General features: G+C 71.2%; 17 protein-coding genes. 8 read left to right on the forward strand and 9 right to left on the reverse strand.

Going from position 1 to position 19,988, the window contains the following annotated elements:
• Positions 1 to 57: 57 nt before the first annotated feature.
• Entirely contained in the window at positions 58 to 219 is a 162-nt protein-coding gene (locus H4696_RS05685) for a hypothetical protein (protein WP_169735048.1), read from the reverse strand.
• 352 nt (positions 220 to 571) lie between these two features.
• Between H4696_RS05685 and sqr the strand changes: the two genes are divergently transcribed.
• The 4 genes from sqr (at position 572) to H4696_RS05705 (ending at position 3,529) form a co-directional block, all read left to right on the forward strand.
• The gene (gene sqr / locus H4696_RS05690) at positions 572 to 1,819 is read left to right on the forward strand and encodes a type III sulfide quinone reductase, selenoprotein subtype (RefSeq protein ID WP_086862112.1); all 1,248 of its coding nucleotides are present in this window, start codon (positions 572 to 574) and stop codon (positions 1,817 to 1,819) included.
• A gap of 24 nt (positions 1,820 to 1,843) precedes the next feature.
• A complete protein-coding gene (locus tag H4696_RS05695; protein ID WP_086862113.1) occupies positions 1,844 to 2,161 on the forward strand; it encodes a TusE/DsrC/DsvC family sulfur relay protein in 318 nt (105 codons plus the stop codon).
• 14 nt (positions 2,162 to 2,175) lie between these two features.
• Complete coding sequence (locus H4696_RS05700; RefSeq protein ID WP_086862114.1) at positions 2,176 to 2,643, forward strand: DsrE/DsrF/DrsH-like family protein; 468 nt, start codon at positions 2,176 to 2,178, stop codon at positions 2,641 to 2,643.
• Positions 2,644 to 3,196: 553 nt separating this feature from the next.
• Positions 3,197 to 3,529 (forward strand): hypothetical protein, encoded by a 333-nt coding sequence (locus H4696_RS05705; RefSeq protein ID WP_086862115.1) that lies wholly within the window; start codon positions 3,197 to 3,199, stop codon positions 3,527 to 3,529.
• A gap of 200 nt (positions 3,530 to 3,729) precedes the next feature.
• On the opposite strand, the gene H4696_RS05710 is transcribed toward H4696_RS05705, so the two are convergent.
• Positions 3,730 to 4,488, reverse strand: a complete 759-nt coding sequence (locus H4696_RS05710; protein WP_086862116.1) for a CBS domain-containing protein — start codon at positions 4,486 to 4,488, stop codon at positions 3,730 to 3,732.
• A gap of 800 nt (positions 4,489 to 5,288) precedes the next feature.
• Between H4696_RS05710 and H4696_RS05715 the strand changes: the two genes are divergently transcribed.
• Positions 5,289 to 5,939 carry a DUF2202 domain-containing protein gene (locus tag H4696_RS05715; protein WP_086862117.1) on the forward strand — a complete coding sequence of 217 codons (651 nt, stop codon included), beginning with the start codon at positions 5,289 to 5,291 and terminating at the stop codon, positions 5,937 to 5,939.
• A 61-nt stretch (positions 5,940 to 6,000) separates the two neighbouring features.
• Here H4696_RS05715 and H4696_RS05720 read toward each other — a convergent pair whose 3' ends face one another.
• The 5 genes from H4696_RS05720 to H4696_RS05740 all read right to left on the reverse strand — a co-directional run bounded on the left by H4696_RS05720 (position 6,001) and on the right by H4696_RS05740 (position 12,553).
• Complete coding sequence (locus H4696_RS05720; RefSeq protein ID WP_086862118.1) at positions 6,001 to 6,393, reverse strand: DUF302 domain-containing protein; 393 nt, start codon at positions 6,391 to 6,393, stop codon at positions 6,001 to 6,003.
• 31 nt (positions 6,394 to 6,424) lie between these two features.
• On the reverse strand, positions 6,425 to 7,219 hold the full coding sequence (locus H4696_RS05725; protein ID WP_086862119.1) for a sulfite exporter TauE/SafE family protein: 795 nt from the start codon (positions 7,217 to 7,219) through the stop codon (positions 6,425 to 6,427).
• A 4-nt stretch (positions 7,220 to 7,223) separates the two neighbouring features.
• Positions 7,224 to 8,582, reverse strand: a complete 1,359-nt coding sequence (locus tag H4696_RS05730; RefSeq protein WP_086862120.1) for an MBL fold metallo-hydrolase — start codon at positions 8,580 to 8,582, stop codon at positions 7,224 to 7,226.
• Positions 8,583 to 9,145: 563 nt separating this feature from the next.
• Complete coding sequence (locus H4696_RS05735; protein WP_192782098.1) at positions 9,146 to 11,644, reverse strand: glycoside hydrolase family 65 protein; 2,499 nt, start codon at positions 11,642 to 11,644, stop codon at positions 9,146 to 9,148.
• Between the two features lie 12 nt (positions 11,645 to 11,656).
• A complete protein-coding gene (locus H4696_RS05740; protein ID WP_086862246.1) occupies positions 11,657 to 12,553 on the reverse strand; it encodes a universal stress protein in 897 nt (298 codons plus the stop codon).
• A 204-nt stretch (positions 12,554 to 12,757) separates the two neighbouring features.
• Here H4696_RS05740 and H4696_RS05745 point away from each other — a divergent pair, with 204 nt between their 5' ends.
• Positions 12,758 to 15,079 (forward strand): heavy metal translocating P-type ATPase, encoded by a 2,322-nt coding sequence (locus H4696_RS05745; RefSeq protein WP_086862251.1) that lies wholly within the window; start codon positions 12,758 to 12,760, stop codon positions 15,077 to 15,079.
• Complete coding sequence (locus H4696_RS49805) at positions 15,076 to 17,343, forward strand: alpha/beta fold hydrolase (protein ID WP_211299746.1); 2,268 nt, start codon at positions 15,076 to 15,078, stop codon at positions 17,341 to 17,343. Before H4696_RS05745 ends, H4696_RS49805 begins: the two co-directional genes overlap by 4 nt.
• Before the next feature lie 378 nt (positions 17,344 to 17,721).
• Here the strand turns inward: H4696_RS49805 and H4696_RS05765 are convergent, their stop codons facing one another.
• Positions 17,722 to 18,144: a DUF998 domain-containing protein gene (locus tag H4696_RS05765; protein WP_158104358.1), complete on the reverse strand. Its 423-nt coding sequence runs from the start codon at positions 18,142 to 18,144 to the stop codon at positions 17,722 to 17,724.
• A 20-nt stretch (positions 18,145 to 18,164) separates the two neighbouring features.
• A complete protein-coding gene (locus H4696_RS05770; protein ID WP_086862243.1) occupies positions 18,165 to 18,353 on the reverse strand; it encodes a DUF998 domain-containing protein in 189 nt (62 codons plus the stop codon).
• A 218-nt stretch (positions 18,354 to 18,571) separates the two neighbouring features.
• Between H4696_RS05770 and H4696_RS05775 the strand changes: the two genes are divergently transcribed.
• A complete protein-coding gene (locus H4696_RS05775) occupies positions 18,572 to 19,987 on the forward strand; it encodes an MFS transporter (protein ID WP_086862242.1) in 1,416 nt (471 codons plus the stop codon).
• The last annotated feature ends 1 nt before the right edge of the window (position 19,988 follow it).

Genomic DNA, 19,988 nt, shown 5'->3' on the forward strand with positions numbered 1-19,988 from the left:
GTCATGTTTGCTCCGATCGGGTGGTGACCGGCGGACTGCCGGTCACCACCCGGGTGGTCAGCGGCGGCTGAACAGCCGCCACGGCTTCCGTTCGGGCTGCTCGGCGGAGCAGGAGCAGCGCTGGGCGGCGGGGACGTCGCCGAGTACCTGTTCGACGTGGTTGCCGCAGCCCTGGTAGGACGGCTTCCCGCACTTCGAACAGACGATCCGCTGGCACATCGGGTGTTCCTCCACGAGTCTCGGGGTTGGTTTCCAAGTTCAATATACCCCTGGGGGTATCTGTGGTGCTAGCGGATCAGTGGCGGGCCCCTCGTGTTCGCCGTCCCGATGGCGGTGATCGCGGTGTGGATGCTCGTCTCCGCCCCGACCGTGCTGCTGCGGCCCACCCAGCGAGCCCTTACGAGATCCTCGTGCAATCCGCCGCTGGCGCACCGGCGCAGCCTGGCCCAAGCGCTCGACCCGCGCGTGGTGATTGAAGTGCCCGAACGGGAAGAGCTTCGCCGTCTTTCGTCGCCGGCGGAGGTGACCGAAGGCCCTACTCGCCGCGGCGGCGCGGCCGAAGACTGGCCGGGTGACCAAGCGAATCGTGATCCTCGGCGGCGGGACCGGCGGCACGCTGTCGGCCAACCGGCTGCGCCGTGACCTGGGCGACGGCGCGGACATCACCGTCGTCGACCACGACGACGACCACATCTACCAGCCCGGGCTGCTGTTCGTGCCCTTCGGCCTCAGCGCCCCCGAAGACCTCGTGCGATCCCGCCCCCGGCAGCTGCGCGACGGCATCCACTACCGCCGCGCCGCCGTCGACCGGGTGGACGCCGAGAGCGACCAGGTCCACCTGCAGGACGGCACGGCCCTGCCCTACGACGTCCTGGTGATCGCCACCGGCGCACGCCTGATGCCCGAGGAGACCGAAGGGCTGACCGGCGCCGGCCGGCGCGATACCGTGCACTCCTTCTACGACTACGAAGGGGCCGTGGCCCTGGAGTCCGCGCTGGCCGGGTTCACCGCCGGACGGCTCGTGGTGAACGTGGTCGACCTGCCGATCAAGTGCCCGGTCGCCCCGCTCGAGTTCTGCTTCCTCGCCGACTGGTACTTCACCGAACGCGGTGTCCGCGACCAGGTCCAGCTGACTTATGTCACCCCCTTGGACGGCGCGTTCACCAAACCCGTCGCCTCCCGGACCCTGGCTGGGCTGCTGGCGGAGAAGAACATCGAGCTGGTCACCGAGTTCAACACCGGAGAGGTCGACGGCACCGGCAAACGCCTGATCTCCTACGACGGGCGGGAGGTCGCCTTCGACCTGGCGGTCGTGGTGCCCCTGCACGGCGGAGCGTCCTATGTGGAGCACACGCCGGGGCTGGGCGACGAGTTCGGGTTCGTCCCGGCCGACCCGCACACCCTGCAGTCGAAGGCCCGTCCGAACATCTTCGTCATCGGCGACGCCGCGGCGCTCCCGACGTCGAAAGCCGGTTCGGTCACCCACTTCGAGGGCGAGGTGCTCGCGCGCAATGTCGCCCGGTTCCTCGCCGGGGAAGAGCTGGACGCCGGTTTCGACGGGCACACGAACTGCTTCATCGAAAGCGGCTTCCACAAGGCGATGCTCATCGACTTCAACTACGACACCGAGCCGCTGACCGGGCACTTCCCGACAGTCGTGGGCCTGCCGCTGCTGAAGGAGTCGCGGCTCAACCACCTGGGCAAGCTGATGTTCTCCTGGCTGTACTGGCACACCCTCCTGCCCGGCCGCGACATCCCCGGCGTGTCCACGCCGATGCCGCGCGCGGGCAAGCACTTTCCCGTTCCCGCCGACCACTGAGAACCCTCCGAGGAGGACACCGACATGCCCACCGCGACCTACGCCGGCACCCCGGTGCCGGTGACCGAGGACGGCTTCTTCACCGACCCGGACCGCTGGACCGAAGAGATGGCGCCCGAGATCGCCCGCGAAGCCGGCATCGACGCGCTGACCGACCAGCACTGGCAGGTCATCAAGCACATGCGGCACGAGTACGCGGAAAAGGGCACCGGGCCGACCGTCCGCGCGCTGGGCCGTACCTCGGGGGTCACCATCAAGCAGCTGTACCAGCTGTTCCCCAAGGGCCCGGCCAAGATCGCGGCGAAGATCGCCGGCATCCCCAAGCCCCGCGGCTGCATCTGAGAAGGCGGCACACCATGAGCGACAAGATCGAAAAGATCTCCCTCATCATCTCCAAGGGCTCCCTGGAGGCCATCTACCCCGGGCTGATCATGGCCAACGGCGCCCGCGCCGAAGGCATCGAAGCCAACCTGTTCTTCACCTTCTTCGGCCTGGACGCCGTCCACAAAGCCCGCCACGAGCACATCAAGCTGGCCACCGTCGGCAACCCCGGGCTGCACCTGGCCACCTGGGCCGGCGGTTTCCCCGGTGTCGCGTCGGTGATGACCCAGTACATGGCGCACAAGATGGAGAAGCTGGACATCCCGCCGATCCCGGAGTTCATCGAGATGATCTCCGACACCGGTGCCGGGCTCTACGCCTGCAAGGCTTCGGTCGACCTGTTCGGTCTCGAGAAGGACGATCTGATCGAGCAGGTGCAGGGCATCATCACCGTTGGGGAATTCTACGAGCAGGCCGCGGGCGGTCAGATCATCTTCACCTGAGCGGGACGCCGCAGGAGATGGCGGCGTAGGCGAGCATGCTGATGCCCATCACCGGCCCGACTATCCGGCTCGTCGTGGTCCGTGTCCGGCAGGGGCGCCGGAGGAAGCCGAGCGCGCCCAGCTGCAGCGCACCGAGTACCGCGATCCAAGGCGCTGCCGGGCGCACTACGAAACGGCGCCCCGGAGCTGTGACGGCCGGTCGCCTGCCACTGGCCGAGTTCGGGCTGGACGCCGCGTGCGACGGGACCGCGGTCCTCCTCCCGTAGGCCCAGGCCCGGAGGATCTTTCTTCGCCGATCACCGCCGCGGGCGCCCTGCCGTCACCTGCAGGAACGCGGCGTGGACACGACCGGTCAAGCGGCCTACCCTCGAGGAGTTCCCGGCGGCTGGCCCGGAGGCCACCACGACTGAACACCCCAGACCGAGGACGGCCATGGCAACGTCCCGCGGCAACTTCCCCAGGCGGGGGTCAACAGATCCATCGACGGATCCGCGATGAGTCCCAGTTGCGGGTTTGCGGAGGTTCCTGCGACACCGCGAACCTTCAGGGGGCGTTGATCGCCGATTCCTCGGCCATCGATTCCGCCGACTTCGCCCTGGACGGCAAGCGATACGTGGTCGCCTGCTGCCCGGAACACATGAAATCGTTGATCGAAAATGCCCGGGTCGCCTGGGTTGTCGAAGAACTGTGGTTCGGCAGGTTGTGCCGGGCCAGTCGCTTGCCTGGGGTCAGAGACGCGGACGTCGGCAGAATCGGGGTCCACGCGCGGCTGAGCCCAGCCGACCTGCGCGCGGCTCTCACCTGGAATTCGGCGCAGAACGAGCCGAGGCTGACCCTGCCCGGTGGACAGGTCGTCCCGCTGGTGCCGCCCTCGGACGACCGGTGATCGCTCGTCTTGTCAGGTAATTGTCGTGGCCGCGCTCACGAGCATCAGCTGGCACCCGCGGGGGCCGAGCGGGTCTGGCGGGTGGCAGTCCGGACAGTGGGCGCCGGGAATCTGCACGGGCTCGGCAACGGAGCGGCGTTCATCGGGCACAGGCGGCGGATTGCTGTTTGTCCGGTGTCCAGTCCGTCCTTGCTTGCCGGTCAGCGTGTGGTCGGCTCGGCGACCTGCACGCCCACGACCCCGGGCCGCGCGCCGGCGATGACCGTCGCGATGTGGCGTTCCGCTTCGTCGGCGCCTTCGGCGGTCAGTGTGACGCACCCGTCGGACACGGTGACCTGCCACGGCCGGCGGCTCGCCGTCGACAGGTGGTGCCTGATGTCGTCGGCGATGAGGTGATCCTCACGTGCGATCGTCCGCAGCAGGTCACGCCGGCTGACGACGCCGGCCAGCTTCGTGCCGGCCACGATCGGGATCACCCTCAGGTGCTTGTCGAGCATCAAGCGGCTCAAGGCCGCTTCGTGTGCGTCGGGACCGGCCGTGACGACGTCGGTCGTCATCACCTCGGCGACCGTGGCGGACGGCATCGACGCGGGTGGTGGCGGGGCGTCTTCGTGGATCAGAGTCCTCGGGTCGGGCAGGATCCGGCCGCGCAGAAGATCGGCCTCGGCCACCACGCCGACGAGGTCGCCGTCCTCGTCGACCACCGGCAGCGTCGTGAAACCGTGGGTCGTCAACAGCCGTACGACCTCCTTCACCGAGGTCTCCGGTGTGGCGGTCACGACTGATTTCGTCATCAGCTGGTCGGCCCGCATCATGGTCCTTCCGGGGTGTCGGTGAAGCCGGCTTCCCCAAGGGGCGCCGATGGTCTGGTGCCGATCCTCCCCGGATGGCGGGCCGGTCCCAAGGGAGCTTCGGGTACTCAAGCGAGGACCTTGGTCACGAAGGGGCGATCGGATCATCGGCCCCGGACGGTTACGGGCCTTGCTCGCCGGCGATGGCCACGGTGCTTCACCGCTGTCTTCGTCATGAGTCGTTTTTCCTTCCCCATAGGGACTTTGAGCCCTCGGAGGCGGCGTCGGGAGGGAGAATCGTTGAAGGTCGAGGGAGCGTCCGCAGCCTCCGATGCACTCCCGAAGCGGACTCCCTCGCGCAGAACGGTGGTGGTGGTACGGGCCGCGTTCCCCTCCCCCTGCCGCCCGGCCGCCACCACCGCGTCTGCGGTTGTCCGGCAACTGCTGCGGGCTTCTGCCCGGAACGGAGGTGCCGCACGCGAGCTGAGCCCGCCCTGCCGGCGGGCGTCGTTCGGATGGACTGGTTGTCGGCGAGGCCGCGGCGCAGCGAGCGGACCGAGTGCCGGGCTGCGCAGGTAGGTAGTCGAGCACCGCGTTGCCCGGTGCGCCGTCGTAGCCCGATTGCCGCGACGGCCGCGGTGATGTCGGCGACGTAGCCGACGAACAGCCCGGTCAACGCGAGTGCCGCGACGGTCAGGGCGAGGATGCTCGGGGACTTCGACGTGAGGAACTGCCAGACTTGCCGCAGCCACGGGGGAAGGTTCACCGTGCCACCGGTCCGACACACCGCGTTATGGATTGCCCGCGGGCGCCCCTGCCATCGCGGCGAGGGCCCACGCTCCCGGAAGGGCCTGACGCCCGAAGCGCGGCGGGCTCCACGTCGTCTCCACATCGGCCACACGGCGCCTGCGCGCACGGCGCGAATTCTGAAGGTGCCGGAGGAAGTCCGGCACGGAGAAGGAGGAGACATGAGGACCCGGACACTGATCACCGCCATCGCCGCGGGTGGGCTCGTGACCGTGGGTGCGGTCGTGGCGATCCCGGCGTTCGCCGCCGGCGGCCCCGATGGGGCCGGGAACGCTCCCGGTGCGGGCAACGGCCCGGGCGCCGGATCGAGCCTGATGGTTCAGGACCGGCAGCGGGACGGCACTTGCCTGACCGGCGTCGTCGACCCCAGCGGCGCACTGAGTGAAGCGCAGCGCGCGACGCTGGCGGCCAACGCGGAGGAAGAGAAACTCGCGCACGACCTCTACACGGCGTTCGCCGGCCGGTACGACGCCGTGGTGTTCGACCGGATCGCGGCAGCGGAGACAGCGCACCTCGACGCCGTGCGCACGCTGATGAGTCGCTATCAGGTCACCGACCCGACCGCGGGCCAGGCCCAGGGGCACTTCGCGACGCCGGCCGTGCAAGCGACCTACGACCGTCTGCTCGCGCAGGGCTCGGCCGACCAGAATGCCGCACTCGAGGCGGGGCGCGCGGTGGAGACGACCGACATCGCCGACCTGCGCAAGGCAGTCGACGGGCTCACCGCTCCCGACGTCACGCGGGTCTACGAGCACCTGCTGACCGCGTCGCAGCGTCACCTCGCCGCGTTCGACGCGTGGCTCGCGCGGTGATGACGGGGTGGGCGCCGGTGTCCCGGCGCCCACCCGCCCGAGGTTTCGGTGCGCCGCCGAGTCAGCCGGCGAGTGAGTCGAGAGCGGCGCGGATGCGTTTGCCGGCTTCGTCGGCGACCGGGCGGAGTTCCTCGCGTTCGGGCACGGTGATCATCACCTGCGGGTCGAGTGCCTGGACCAGGCTGCGGTCGTCGCCGTCGGCGCGGACGACGACGTTGCACGGCAACAGCAAGCCGATCATCCGGTCGGCCTCCAGCGCGCGGTGCGCCAGCGGTGGGTTGCAGGCGCCGAGGATGACGTAGGGCTCCATGTCGGCGCCGAGCTTCTCGCGCATCGTCGCCTGGACGTCGATCTCGGTCAGCACCCCGAAGCCCTGGTCCTTCAAGGCCGCGCGCACGGCGTCGACAGCCTTCTCGTAGGGCAGGTCGAGGGTGGTGCTCAGGTCGTATTTCATGGTGGTTTTGCTCCTCTTCGGGTTGATCGGGTCAGCCACCGTGCAGGGCTGCGGGGGCGAACACGGCGGCGGCCGCCACGCCTGTTGCGACGGTCAAGACCACGTAGGCGAAGGCTCGGCGCACGGTCCGGGCCGGTAGCCGGTTGCCGAGCCTGCCTGCGAGCAGGGAGGCCAGCAGAGCGATCCCGGCGAACACGAGAGCGATGCCGTAGTTCAGGTTCGGCACCGCCGCTGCGTGGGCGCCCAGCCCGCCCAGCGAGGTGAGCACGATGACCACCAGCGACGTCGCGACCGCTTCCGGCGCGGTGAGCCCCAGCAGCATCGTCAGGGCCGGGACGATGACGAATCCGCCGCCGACGCCGAACAAGCCGGTCAAGACCCCGACGACGGCGCCGACACCGAGGGCCTTGGGCAGGCAGCTGCGCCAGTTGACCTTGCCGCCGCCGGTGCGGCAGGCGCCGTCTCGTTCCGGGGTGCCGGTGAGCATGCGGATCGCGACCACCGCCATCAGGACGGCGAACGCGACCAGCAGCCAGCGGTCCGGCAGCAGCTTGCCCAGCGCGGTGCCGCCGAACGCGGCCGGGACGCTGGCCGCGGCGAAGACGAGCGCGACGGGCCAGCGGATCACCTTCGAGCGCCACCGGGCGACCAGTCCGCCGGCCGCGGACACGGCCACGACCAGCAGCGACGTCGGGATGGCCGCGCTGAGCGGCAGGCCGACGCCGTAGACCAGCGCGGGGATGGCGAGGATGGAGCCGCCCGCGCCGAGCAGGCCCAGTGCCGCGCCGATGATCAGGCCGAACACCGCTGCCAGCAGGAACGTCATGAGTTCAGCTCACGACCAGGGGGAGCCCGGCCCGCGCCGCCCGGTCGAACTCGTCGTCGACCGCGACGACCTGGTGTCCGGCCGCGGCGAGGACCGAGGCCGCGATCGAGGCCCGGTACCCGGCTTGGCAGTGCACCCACACCTCCCCGGCCGGTAGCTCGCCGAGGCGATCCAGCAGCTCGTGGATCGGGATGTGCACCGCACCGTCGATGTGGTGCTGCGTCCATTCCTGGTTGCGGCGGACGTCGAGGATCGTCACCTGCCGGTGGTGGCGGACCATGGCCAGCTCCCCGAAATCCGCCCGCGGGAACCAGCCGAGCGGGGCATCGCCCGTCCACGCGTCGGGGGTGCCGGTGGCCGCGGACTCGACGCGGTCGATGCCGATCCGGACCAGTTCGCGCTGTGCGTCGGCGACCTGCTCGGCGGTGTCGCCCAGCAGCGACAAGGGAGTGCCCCACGGGATGAGCCAGCCCAGGTAGGTGGCGAAGCTGCCGTCGGCGCCGAAGTTCAGGGTGCCTGCCACGTGGCCGGCGGCGAACGCGGTCCGCGAGCGCAGGTCGACCACCCATTCGCCCTTCTCGATGCGCGCGCGCAGCTCCACGGGGTCGGCCGTCTCCGGCGGGGTCAGGTCGGGGGCGTCCGGGCCGGCGCTGTTGGCCGGGCCCATGTGCGCGTAGTAGGCCGGGTAGGCGTCCAGCCCGGCCAGCAGCTCATCGACATAAGCCTGCTCATCCCGGGTCAGCACCGGGTTGACCTGCTTCTCCCGGCCGATCGTCGACCGGTCGGCCTCGGACTGGGTGGCCGAGCAGAAGCTGCCGAAGCCGTGCGTGGGATAGATCTCGGCGTCGTCGGGCAGCACGTCGGCCAGCCGGTGTGCCGACTCGTACTGGCGCTTGACCAGCTCCCCGGTGTGAGCCGGGCCGAGCAGGTCGGGCCGTCCGGTGGAGCCGTACAGCAGCGAACCGCCGGTGAACACCGCCGGGACGCGCCCTGGCGCTTCCAGGACGTACGAGAGGTGCGTGAAGGTGTGCCCCGGGGTCGCCAGTGCGCGCACGCGCATGTGCGCCCCGACCTCGATCACGTCCCCGTCGTCGATCGGGGTGCGCTCGAAGGACACCGGATCCGCGGCGTTGACGTGGTAGGCGGCACCGGTCACGCGGGCCAGTGCGAGACCGCCGGTCACGTAGTCGTTGTGGATGTGGGTCTCGAACACGTCCGTGATCCGCAAGCCCCGTACCTGGGCCAGGTCCAGCACCCGGTCGATGTCGCGCTGCGGGTCGACCACGAACGCGGTCTCGCCGTCCTCGACGAGGTAGCTGCGGTCACCGAGAGTCGGGGTGTCGATGGCGATGATCTCGATCATGAGTCCTCTCTCCTTATACCCCCAGGGGTATCTGGATCCAGAGTAGCGCACCCGCCGCCGCCGTGCCGGGTACCCCCGGGGGCATACGTCGACACGTGTTGACCTGGGTCACTCCGGCAGTGTCCTGCCGAGTGACCCGGGTGGTCAGAGGCCTTGGTCCCACGGGTAGGTCGCCAATGTCCTGAGTTGCGCTGCGCCCGAAAAGTGCGGCGATCTCACGCGCACCGGGCTTTTCCGTGTGCGACGACGACCGGGCATTGCCTGTGGATGGCGGTGGCCACCGCGATCGACCCGGCCACCGGCCCGGTGAATCCGCCCTGCCCGCGCGACAACGAGCACGATCAGCTCCGCCGAGGTCGACCGCCCGGTCAACTGCTCGGCTGCCCCAGCCGGTGGTGAGCTCGGTGCGCACCATCACGTCGGGTGCTGCGGCCTTGGCGGTGGCTGCGGCGTCCACGAGCCAGGGCGGCCCCGGGCGATCAGTGCGTCCTGGCAGGAGCGCTGCACCGCCCACGTCGACGAACGTGACCCGTCGACACCGGCCGGCTTCCGCGTTCACCGCGTCACGTTCTTCCTTCGGGCCGGACGGGGGTTCCGAGAACATCACCTGACGGGGAATCCCGAGCATCGGTGAGCTGTACCGGCAGGCGGGCACCGCTGTGCAGGGTGTGGGTTTCGTCGTTGACGGCGATCGTGATCGGCGCGGCGGCACCGGCGCGAGCGTGGATGTCGACGTGGTCGTGGGTGAGTTCGACGTGGAGCCAGTGGCCGCGGTAGCGCAGGTCGAAGTCGAGCCGGGTGAGGGCGTCGGGGAGGCGGGGGTGCAGGCGGAGGGTGTTGCCGCGGGTTTCCAGGCCGGTGTAGCAGCGTTGCAGGACGTCGGCGGTGGCGGCCATGGCGCCGAGGTGGATGCCTTCGCGGGTAGTGCCGCCTTGGGTGTCGGCGAGGTCTGCGTCGAGCGCTTCGCGCAGGAGCCGCCAGGAGGCTGGGCGGTCGCCGCGGGAGAGGATCCAGGCGTGGACGATGCGGCTGAGGGTGGAGCCGTGGGTGGTGCGGGCGAGGTAGTGGGCGATGGTGGCCGGGATGGTGGCGGGGTCGAAGCCGTGGCCGAGGCGGTGCAGGGTTTCGGTGAGTTCTTCGGCGCTGAGCAGGTAGAACAGCATGAGGACGTCGGCCTGTTTGGACACTTGGTAGCGGTTGGTGGTGTCGTTTTCCGCTTCCAGGATGAGGTCGAGGCGGCCGATGTTGCCGTAGCGGGCGCGATAGGCGGCCCAGTCCAGCTCGTCGAGGTCGCCGTAGCCGTCGAACTGGGCGAGCAGCCCGTTCGGCAGGAACGGCACGTGCAGCCGGCGGCTGAGCCGGTCCCAGTGCCGCAGTTCGGTGGCGGTGACGCCGAGGCGTTGCCACAGGTCCTCGGTGTGGTGCCCGCCCAGTACTTCGTGGGCGTCGATGACCCGGGCCAGGACCCAGGAGGTCAGCACCGCGACGTAGGCGTTGTCGTCCACGCCCGCGCCGGGCCGGCCGGGGTAGCCGTCGTGGAATTCGTCGGGTCCCATCAGGCCGCGCAGGTGGTAGCGGCCGGTCGCCGGGTCGTGTTCGGCGATCGCGGCCCAGAACCGCGCGATCTCGACCAGCAGCTCGGCTCCGTAGGCGGCCAGGAAGTCGATGTCGGCGGTGACCTGGTAGTACTGCCAGACGTTGTAGGCGACCGCCAGGTTGACGTGGTACTGCCGCCGGGAGCGGTCGGCCATCCACCGCTGTGAGCGCGGGTTGAAGAACCAGTCGGGGGTCTCTTCGCGGCCGTCGCTGCCGCTCTGCCACGGGAACAAGGCCCCCGCACCGCCGACCTCGCGAGCCAGCCGCCGGGCCTGGGGCAGCCTGCGGTACCGGTAGAGCAGCAGCGCGCGGGTCAGTTCCGGGACGCGCAGGTTCAGCAGGGGGAAGACGAACAGCTCGTCCCAGAAGACGTGCCCGCGGTAGCCCTCGCCGTGCAGACCCCGTGCGGGCACCCCGGCGTCGAGGTCGGCGGTGTGCTGGGACAGGGTCTGCGCGAGGTGGAACAGGTGCACGTTGACCGCGCGGCGCGCATTGAGTTCTTGTCCGTCACGGGAGTCGAGGCCGGCCGACAGGTGCAGTCGCTGCCACACGTGCCGCCAGGCCTGCTCGTGCGTCGCGCGCAACGCGGAGAATCCCGGGGCGTGGGCCAGTTCGTCTCGGGCGGCGTCCACTGGTTCGGAGATCGCGTGGTCGCGGGAGGTGTAGACGGCGACGGTCTTGTCCACGGTCACCGCCGCACCGGGCTCGCCCGGCACCGTCCACACGTGACCGACGCCTCCGGAGAGGCGGATCGCCTGGCGCTGCGCGTCCTCGTGACTCACCCGCGTGTGCGCCGCGAACGCGACCCGCACCCGTGACTGGCTGGTTTCGGTGACCAGCCAGCAGGTGCTGCCGTGGTGGCCGCCGACCGGCTCGGTGAGGTGGTCCTTGGCCAGCGCGGCGAACTCGGCCACGTTGCCGTTGCGGACCCGCCCGTCGAGCAGGCTGCGGACGTGCAGCGCGCCGGACCAGTTCTGCGGGGTGAGGGTGGTGCGCAGGCACGCCAGGTGCGGGCGGTCCATCGACACCAGCCGCTCCTGCCGGACGTGGATGCGCCGTTGCCTCGGATCTTCCGCCACCAGTTCGCGCAGGAGCAGCCCGTGCCGCAGGTCCAGCGTGACGTGGTGGTGCCGCACTTGCCACGTCTCCGTCGTGAACCAGGGACCGTCGTCCGCGCGGACCGTGAGCGGCAGCCAGTTCGGCAGGTTCACCAGGCTTTCGTCACACCGCAGCCGACCGTCCATACGGGATTCGAGCCGGTTGTAGACCCCGGCCGCGTAGGTGGCCGGGTAGTGAACGCCGTCGGCCGTGGCTTCCGGCGCGGCGCCCCGGGTGGCCAGGTAGCCGTTGCCGAGGGTCAGCAACGCTTCCCGGGTGCCTTCGGTGGCGGCGTCGAGGCCGGTGTAGGTGAGCAGCCAGTCGCTGTCGGGCTCGGCGCACAGCGTGCAGCCGTCCGGGCTCGTCATCCGCGTCCGCGTTCACGGCCGGACTGGGGGCACGACGGCCACGGGGCAGGGCGCGTGATGGAGGAGGGCTTGGCTGGTGGAGCCCAGCAGCAGGCCACGGAAGCCGCCGCGGCCGCGGGTGCCGACGACGACCAGTTGCGCGGTGCGTGCGTGCTCGAGCAAGGTGCGCGCCGGCCCGTCCATGGCCACGTCCGGGTGCACCGTCACGCCGGGGTAGCGAGCCCGGAGTGGGGCGAGCCGTTCGTCCAGCAGCTTCAGGTGTTCCTGGCGGATCGTCTTCCAGTTCGTCGCCAGGCTGGACTGCCAGCCGATGACGATGGCTTGGTCTGTCCAGGTGTGGACGGCTACCAGCGGGACCCCGCGGGCGTCGGCGGCCCGGAAGGCGAACGGAATGGCCGCCTCGCCGGCGGGGGAGCCGTCGACGCCGACCACGACCGGGCCGTCCTGCCTCGGTGGCGTTTGAGGATCGGCGCCGCGGACGACGACGAGGGGGCAGTGTCCGTGGGCGGCCACCTGCACGGCGACCGACCCGGCCAGCAGGCCGGTGAACCCGCCCAGGCCCCGCGAGCCGAGCACGACGAGTTCGACGGAGGCCGATCGGCCGATCAGGTGCTCGGCGGCCCAGCCGTTGACGAGCTCGGTGCTCACCTGCGCCCGTGGCGCGACCTTCTCGGCGGCGGTGCGGGCTTCGGCGAGCCACCGCTGTCCCTCCTCCGCCACCACGGACTTGTAGCCCACGAACGCTTCCGCGTACGGCGCGGCGATCGGGACCAGGGCGCACACGTGCTCGATCACCAGTGGCAGGTCACGTCGCACAGCCTCCTGTGCGGCCCACCGCACGGCCTCGGTGGCCGAGGCGGAGCCGTCCACGCCGACCACGATCGGCCGGGTCTCGGTCAGTTCCGTCATCACGTTTCTCCTCGGCCTGCTCGGACGATCGGCCGTCACCATGCTGGCTCCGGTCTGGCCCTGCCGGGAGAGACGAAAGACCCTGCGCGGGGTGCTCAGGTGCTCTATTTCGCGATGCGGTGGCGGGGTCGGATGGACGGCAGTGGCCCGACCCGCGGGAGGACATCGGTGATCGAGAAAGTCGGAAACTCGCCTGCGACGTCGATGGTGCGGTCCCTGCGGAGGTGGGCCGAGCCGGCGTTGGTGGTCGTGACTGTCGGAGCGTTGCTGGCCGGTGGTATCGGCTGGCTGGCCGGTGCCGGTGGGTTCGCGGACGTGTGCTGGGTGGCCGGGACGGTGGTGGCCGTGGTGCCCGCGCTGTGGTGGGTGATCGCGGCGCTGCGGCAGAAACGAGCCGGGGTGGACCTGATCGCCGTTCTCGCGCTGGTCGGCACCCTGGTGGTGCACGAGTACCTGGCCGGGGCGTTGATCGCGGTCATGCTGGCGACCGGCCGGGCCCTCGACGCGGCGGCCGAGCGACGCGCGTCGCACGACCTGCGGGCTCTGCTGGAACATGCGCCGCGGTCGGCGCGCCGTCGGCGCGGCGACGCCGTCGAGGTGGTGCCGTTGTCCGAGGTCGCCGTCGGTGATCTGCTGGTGGTCGGCCCCGGCGAGGTCGTCCCGGCCGACGGGCTGATCGAGAGCACCGCGGCGGTGCTGGACGAGTCGGTGCTCACCGGCGAACCGATGCAGGTCGAGCGCGCCGAGGGCGACCCGGTCCGCAGTGGCGTGGTGAACGCCGGGTCGGCGTTCGAGCTGCGCGCCACCGCGACCGCCGAGGACAGCACCTACGCAGGCATCGTGCGGCTCGCTCGCGAGGCCGGCGCCGAGAGCGCGCCGGTGGTGCGGCTGGCCGACCGGTACGCCGCCTGGTTCCTGCCGGTTTCCCTCGCCCTGGCCGGGCTGGCGTGGGTGTTCAGCGGGTCCCTGGTGCGCGCGGTGGCCGTGCTGGTGGTCGCTACGCCGTGTCCGTTGCTGCTGGCCGCGCCGGTCGCGATCGTCTCGGGGCTGTCGCGCTCGTCGCGGCTCGGGGTGATCATCCGCGGCGGTGGCGCGCTGGAAACCCTCGGCCGCGCTCGGACGCTGGTGATGGACAAGACCGGGACGCTGACCGCCGGACGACCGGTGGTCGTGGAAATCGCCGCGGCACCGGGCTGGGAAGCAGCCGAGGTGCTGCAGCTGGCCGCCTCGGCGGAGCAGCTGTCGCCGCACGTGCTGGCCGAGGCCATCACCGCCGAAGCCCGCGCCCGTGGCCTGTACCTGTCCCTGCCGGCCGACGTCGTCGAGGAACCCGGCCGCGGTGTCACCGCCACGGTCGACGGCCGCCGCGTCGAAGTCGGCAAACCGGCCCAGCCACCGGCAGAACAGCCGTGGGCGACGGCGGTGCGCGGCCGGGCCGGGCTGGACGGGGCCGCGCTCGCGTGGCTGACCGTCGACGGCGAGCTCACCGGTGCCGCGCTGCTGCGCGATCCGCTGCGCCGCGACGCTCCGCGCACCCTGCGGCGGCTGCGCGCGGCCGGGCTGCGCCGGCTGGTCATGCTCACCGGCGACCGCCGCGAGCCGGCCGAGGAGATCGGCACCGTGCTCGGCCTCGACGCCGTGTGCGCGGACCAGACGCCCGCGGACAAGGTCGCCGCCGTCCGCGGCGAACGCGAACGGGACGTCACGGTGATGGTCGGTGACGGGGTCAACGACGCACCCGCGCTCGCCGCCGCCGATGTCGGCGTGGCCATGGGCGCCCGCGGCTCCACCGCATCGTCGGAGGCCGCGGACATCGTGCTGACCACCGACCGGCTGGACCGGCTCGCCGACGCGATGGACATCGCCCGCCGCGCCCGCCGCATCGCCGTCCAGAGCGCCGCGACCGGCATGGTGCTCTCGCTCGCCGCCATGGCCATCGCGGCCGTGGGCTGGCTGCCGCCGGCGGCCGGGGCGCTGCTGCAGGAAGGCATCGACGTCGCGGTCATCCTCAACGCGCTGCGGGCGTTGCGGGGCACCCCCGCCGGCGGTGTGACGCTGGCGCCGGCCACCGAACAGCTGCTGCACCGCTTCGCCGCCGAACACGACGAGCTGCGCGGCAGCCTCCCGATGGTGCGCGACGCGGCGAACCTGCTTGCCGAGACCGGCGCGACCCCAGCCGCGTTGGCCGAACTCCAGCGCGTGCACACCTTCCTCGTCGAGCGGCTGCTGCCGCACGAGCGGGCCGAGGAGACCCAGCTCTACCCGGCGCTGGCCGCCCCGCTCGGAAGTGACGAAGCCACCGCCACGATGAGCCGCGCGCACGCCGAGATCGAACGGCTCACCCGCCGCCTGGCTCACCACCTCCGGCTCGCCGAAGCCGCCGGGCGGATCGACCCCGGGCAGGTCGACGACCTGTTGTCGGGCCTCTACGGCCTCTACACCGTGCTGAGCCTGCACTTCGTCCAAGAAGAAGAGAACTACTTCGCCCTGGCCTCGGACACCGAACCGGCAGGAGCACGATCATGACGTCGCACGATCAGCCGCAGCCGGTGTCGTTCGTGGTCGCCGGGGTGCGGTGCGCGGCAGACCTCTACTGGCCGCCGGGAGACGCGCGCCCGGTGCCGTGCGTGGTCATGGCCCACGGCGGAAGCGGGACCAAACGGCTGGGGCTGCCGGACTACGCGAACCGGTTCGCCGCCCGCGGGATGGCCGTGCTCGTGTTCGACTACCGGCACTTCGGGGACAGCGACGGCAGTCCGCGGCAGGTGATCGACGTCCGGGAGCAACGCGAGGACTACCGCGCCGCCGTGGCCCACGCCCGCACCCTGCCCGGGATCGATCCCGACCGGATCGCGCTGTGGGGCACCTCGCTCAGCGGCGGCCACGTGCTCGCCGTCGCCGCCGACGATCCGGCCATCGCCGCGGTGGTGGCGCAGGTGCCGGTCATCGACGGGTGGCGGCGCGGCCGCACCCTCGCCCAGCGGCTGCACCGTGACGTGGTCGAGCTGACGCTGCGGTTCACGGTGGCGGCCGGACGGGACCTCATCCGCTGGTGGCGTGGCGAACCCCCGTACCTCGTGCCGGTCGTCGACGAGCCCGGCCGGGTGGCGGTTTTCGTCGAATCCCGGGCCGGGGAGGTGTTTTCCGCGCTGGGCGGTGAGGCCACCGGCTGGCGCAACGCCATCGCGCCGCGGTTCGTCTTCGCCCTTCCCCGCTACCGCCGCGGCACCGCCGAGCGGCTGGCCATGCCGCTGCTGATGTGCCTGGCCGACCACGACCTCGAAGCCTCCAGCCGCTTCGCCGCCCGGATCGCCGCGAAGGCGCCTCTGGCCGAGGTGCGGCACTATCCGGCCGGGCACTTCGACGTCTACCTGCCACCGTGGTTCGACCGGCTGTGCGCCGACCAGGCCGAGTTCCTCCACGACCGGCTGGGCGCCGACGACCACACGGGCTCGGCCCCGCCTTCGGCCTCCCGGATGATGACCCTGCGGACCGGGACGGGCGAACCCCTGGTCTTCCTGCCCGGCCTGGAGTCACACGAGCACGCGCCACGGGGCCTGGGCCGGTGGTTCGAGACCCGGCAGTGCACACCGCTGGCCGAGGGCCGCGAGGTCTGGTGGGTCGCCCGCCGCGGCGACGGCACCTCACCCACCACGATCGCCGATCTGGCCCGCGAGCACGCCGAAGCCCTGCGCTGGTGGTTCGGGCGCCCGGTGGACGTGGTCGGCGTCTCCACCGGCGGCAGTATCGCGCTGCAGCTGGCCGCCGACCACCCCGACGTCGTGCGCCGCCTGGTCGTCGTCTCGGCCGCCCACCGCCTCGGCACGTTCGGACGCGACACCCAGCGCCGGGCCGTGAAGGCCCTGCGACAGCGTCGGCCACATCGCGCCGGCGCCGCGATGACCGCGATCATGGGTGCCACGCCCGCCGCCCGGCGGATCATGCGGGCCCTGGGCTGGCTGCTCGGCCCCGCCATCGCGCGCCCCACCGACCCGGGCCTGGCCGCCACCATCGACGCCGAAGACGACTTCGACCTCAAGGTCCGGCTCCCCGACATCGCGGCACCCACCCTGGTCGTCGGCGGCGACCAGGACGCCTGCTACGGGCGGGAACTGTTCGAGGAGACCGCGGCCGGCATTCCCGGCGCGGGGCTGATCCTCTACCCCGGTCGCGGCCACCTGAGCGTCTACAGAGGACAGATTGCCCGCGACATCCGTGCTTTCCTCGACACCGAAGCCGCCGCGGCACCGGCCGACACCAACGCCAGGACGACACTGCGGACAATTCCCGGACCGGAGGATGGGCTCGTGCAGGAGTACCCGATTCACGACCGCACCCAAGCCGAACAGCGCACCGCGGTCACCGAAGCCACGCTGACCGTGCCGGAGATCGGGCCCTGGCTGGGCAAGGCCTACACCGCCGTCGCCGAAACCCTGGGCCGGCAGGGCATCGCACCAGCCGGGCCACCGTTCGCCCGCTACGGTCGGCTCGACGGCGGACGCTTCCACGTCGAAGCGGGCTTCCCGGTCGACGCCGTGATCACGTCCGCCGAGGAGGTGCATCCCGCCGTACTGCCGGGTGGGACGGTCGCCGCGACGGTGCACATCGGACCCTACGACGCGATGGAACCCGCCTACGCCGCGCTCATCGCCTGGATCAAGGCACGGGGCGGCGAACCGGCGGGAGCCCCCTGGGAGACCTACCTCAGCGACCCGGCCGGACAACCCGATCCCGCGACCTGGCGCACCGACATCAGCCAGCCCTACCGCTCGGCAGGCACCGCGACGTGAGGCGGTGACGATGACGAAGGGTGAGGCGCCGAAGCAGGCGGCAACCGCGGTGCTCGTGATCGAGGACGACGACAGCATCGCCGATCCCCTCGGTGAAGGTCTGGCCTACGCCGGGTTCCGGGTCCGCCGCGCCCGGACCGGCCTGCGCGCGGCCGCAGACGAGCCTCAGCCGCGGCCGGCTCGGTGCCCGCGCGGACACCCGGGTCGGCGCACCGGACCTGCGGTCGCTCGCCACGACGGTCAACGCAATGGCCGGCCGGCTGCAGCAGCTGGTCGAGTCGCAACGGCTGTTCGTCGCCGACGCCTCCCACCAGCTGCGCACCCCGCGGCAACCGCGCTGTTCGATCCGGTCGTGCCGGCCGGCGATGGAAACCGGCATTACTTGCCGACGAGCGCCGGTGGGCGGCTTCCGCTGCGGGGCGGCGGAGTGTGGTGCCGGTGAAAGCAGTGGATGGCCCCGGCCACGGTGGCGGCGGACATGGCGAGCAGCTGGATCCGCTGCGGAAACCCCGGCCACCCGAGCTGGTAGCCCGCGACGCAGGCGATCCCGGCGACGGCCCAGATCGCGAACAGCACGCGGACCGGCCTCCGGTCGGCCTGGCTGCCGTACCTGCCGGCGAGACGTAAGGCCGCGAACGCGATGACGACCACCGCGAGCTGCGTCACGACGCTGGACCCGAGATGCAGCAGGTGCTGCCTCGACACCTGCCCGGCGAACTCGAGACGTTCGCACACCGGATCCACAGTGGACACGCAGTCCGGGACGAACAGCGCATCGAGCACCGTGCCCGCGCCGAACACGACGAGGCTCCAGCACAGCGCTACCGCAGGAGCCAGGCCGCCGAAACGTACGTGGCCCCGGCGACCAGGTCCGCGGTTCGGAACAGCTGCTGGTACGGCTGGAACACCGGATAGTGCTCACTGACGAAGCTGCGCACCGGGTCCAGGCCGGTCGGCAGAAAGAACTCCAGAAGCCACAGCGAGTACGCGCCACCGGCGGCCAGCAACAATCCGGCTGCTTTCCGTCGAGTCCGGCCGGACTCACGCAGCCGAACCCCTCCCTGCGCCACACCTCGCGCTCAGCTTGTGGCCGGACAGCGTTGCGGAACAGGGGAATACGGCATCGACCCGGTGCCAGAGGTCGCCTTCTTGAAGCCACAAGGCCTCTATCCCGTCCGTCTCCGGCCACTCATGCTTCGACCGATCCGGACGAACTCGCGGAGGAGCGATGGCCACGGTGGACGAGACCGGACACGACGCCGTTCGCCGGCGCGAGCAACGGGGCTGGGTCTGGTACGACTGGGCCAACTCGGTGTTCCCGACGTCGGTCACGACGGTGTTCGGGGCGCTGTACCTGACCGCGGTCGCCGCCGAAGCGGCGCGGCGCGACACCGCCCTCAACGGCCCGAACCCCTGTCCGGCCGACGCCGAAGGCAACCGCGACAAGCTGCACGACTGCGCGATCGGGCTGTTCGGGCTGCACTTCCCGGCCGGTTCCCTGTGGGGTTACCTGCTTTCGGCGGCGACGGTGATCCAGGTGCTGGTGCTGCCGGTCATGGGCGCGATCGCCGACCGCACCCGCGCCAAGCGGCGGATGCTGGCCGTGTTCGCGTTCGGCGGCGCGGCGGCGACCACGGCGATGGCGTTCGTCGCCGGGACGGACTGGCAGCTCGGCGTGGTGCTGTTCGTGCTCGGGAACATCGGGTACGGGACGTCGGTGGTGATCTACTACTCGTTCCTGCCGGAGATCGCCACGGCCGACGAGCGGGACGGCGTGTCCACCCGCGGCTGGGCCTTCGGCTACCTGGGCGGCGGGCTGGCGCTGGCGCTGCAGCTGGCGGTGTACGTCTTCCACGACTCGCTCGGGCTGAGCACCGCGAACTCCGCGCAGATCGCGTTCGCGACGTCCGGGCTCTGGTGGGCGTTGTTCACGCTCATCCCGTTGCGGGCCCTGCGCGGCCGCGCGGCGCCGCCCTCCCCGCGGGGAGGTGGCTGGGTGGTCACCGCCGGGTTCCGGGAGCTGGGCCGCACGTTGCGGGCGGCGAAGGCGTTTCCGCTGACGCTGGCGTTCTTGGGGACCTACCTGGTGTACACCGACGGGATCTCCACCGTGGCCAACGTTTCCGCGCAGTACGGCAGTGAGCAGCTGCGGTTCTCCGACACCGTCCTGATCACCACGATCCTCGTGGTCCAGTTCGTCGCCTTCGCCGGCGGGATGCTGCACGGGCTGGTCGCGAAGCGGCTGGGTGCGAAGAAGACGATCATGGTGAGCTTGGGCATCTGGGTGCTCGTGGTCGCATCGGCGTACTTCGTCCAAGCCGGCCAACTGGTGCAGTACCTTTTGCTGGCCGCGGGGATCGGGCTGGTGCTGGGCGGGACGAACGCGTTGTCGCGGTCGTTGTTCAGCCAGATGGTCCCGCCGGGCCGGGAGGCCCAGTACTTCTCGGTCTACGAGGTCGGTGAGCGGGCCACGTCGTGGCTGGGCCCGCTGCTGTTCGCCGGGATGGCCCAGGCCACCGGTTCCTACCGGTACGCGATCATCTCGCTGGTGGTGTTCTTCGTCGCGGGCCTGGTGCTGATGTCACTGGTGCCCGTGCGGCGCGCCATCCGGGCCGTGGGCAACGAAGAGCCCGCCGTGCTGTGAG

The organism is Amycolatopsis lexingtonensis (assembly GCF_014873755.1).
Lineage (GTDB): Bacteria > Actinomycetota > Actinomycetes > Mycobacteriales > Pseudonocardiaceae > Amycolatopsis > Amycolatopsis lexingtonensis.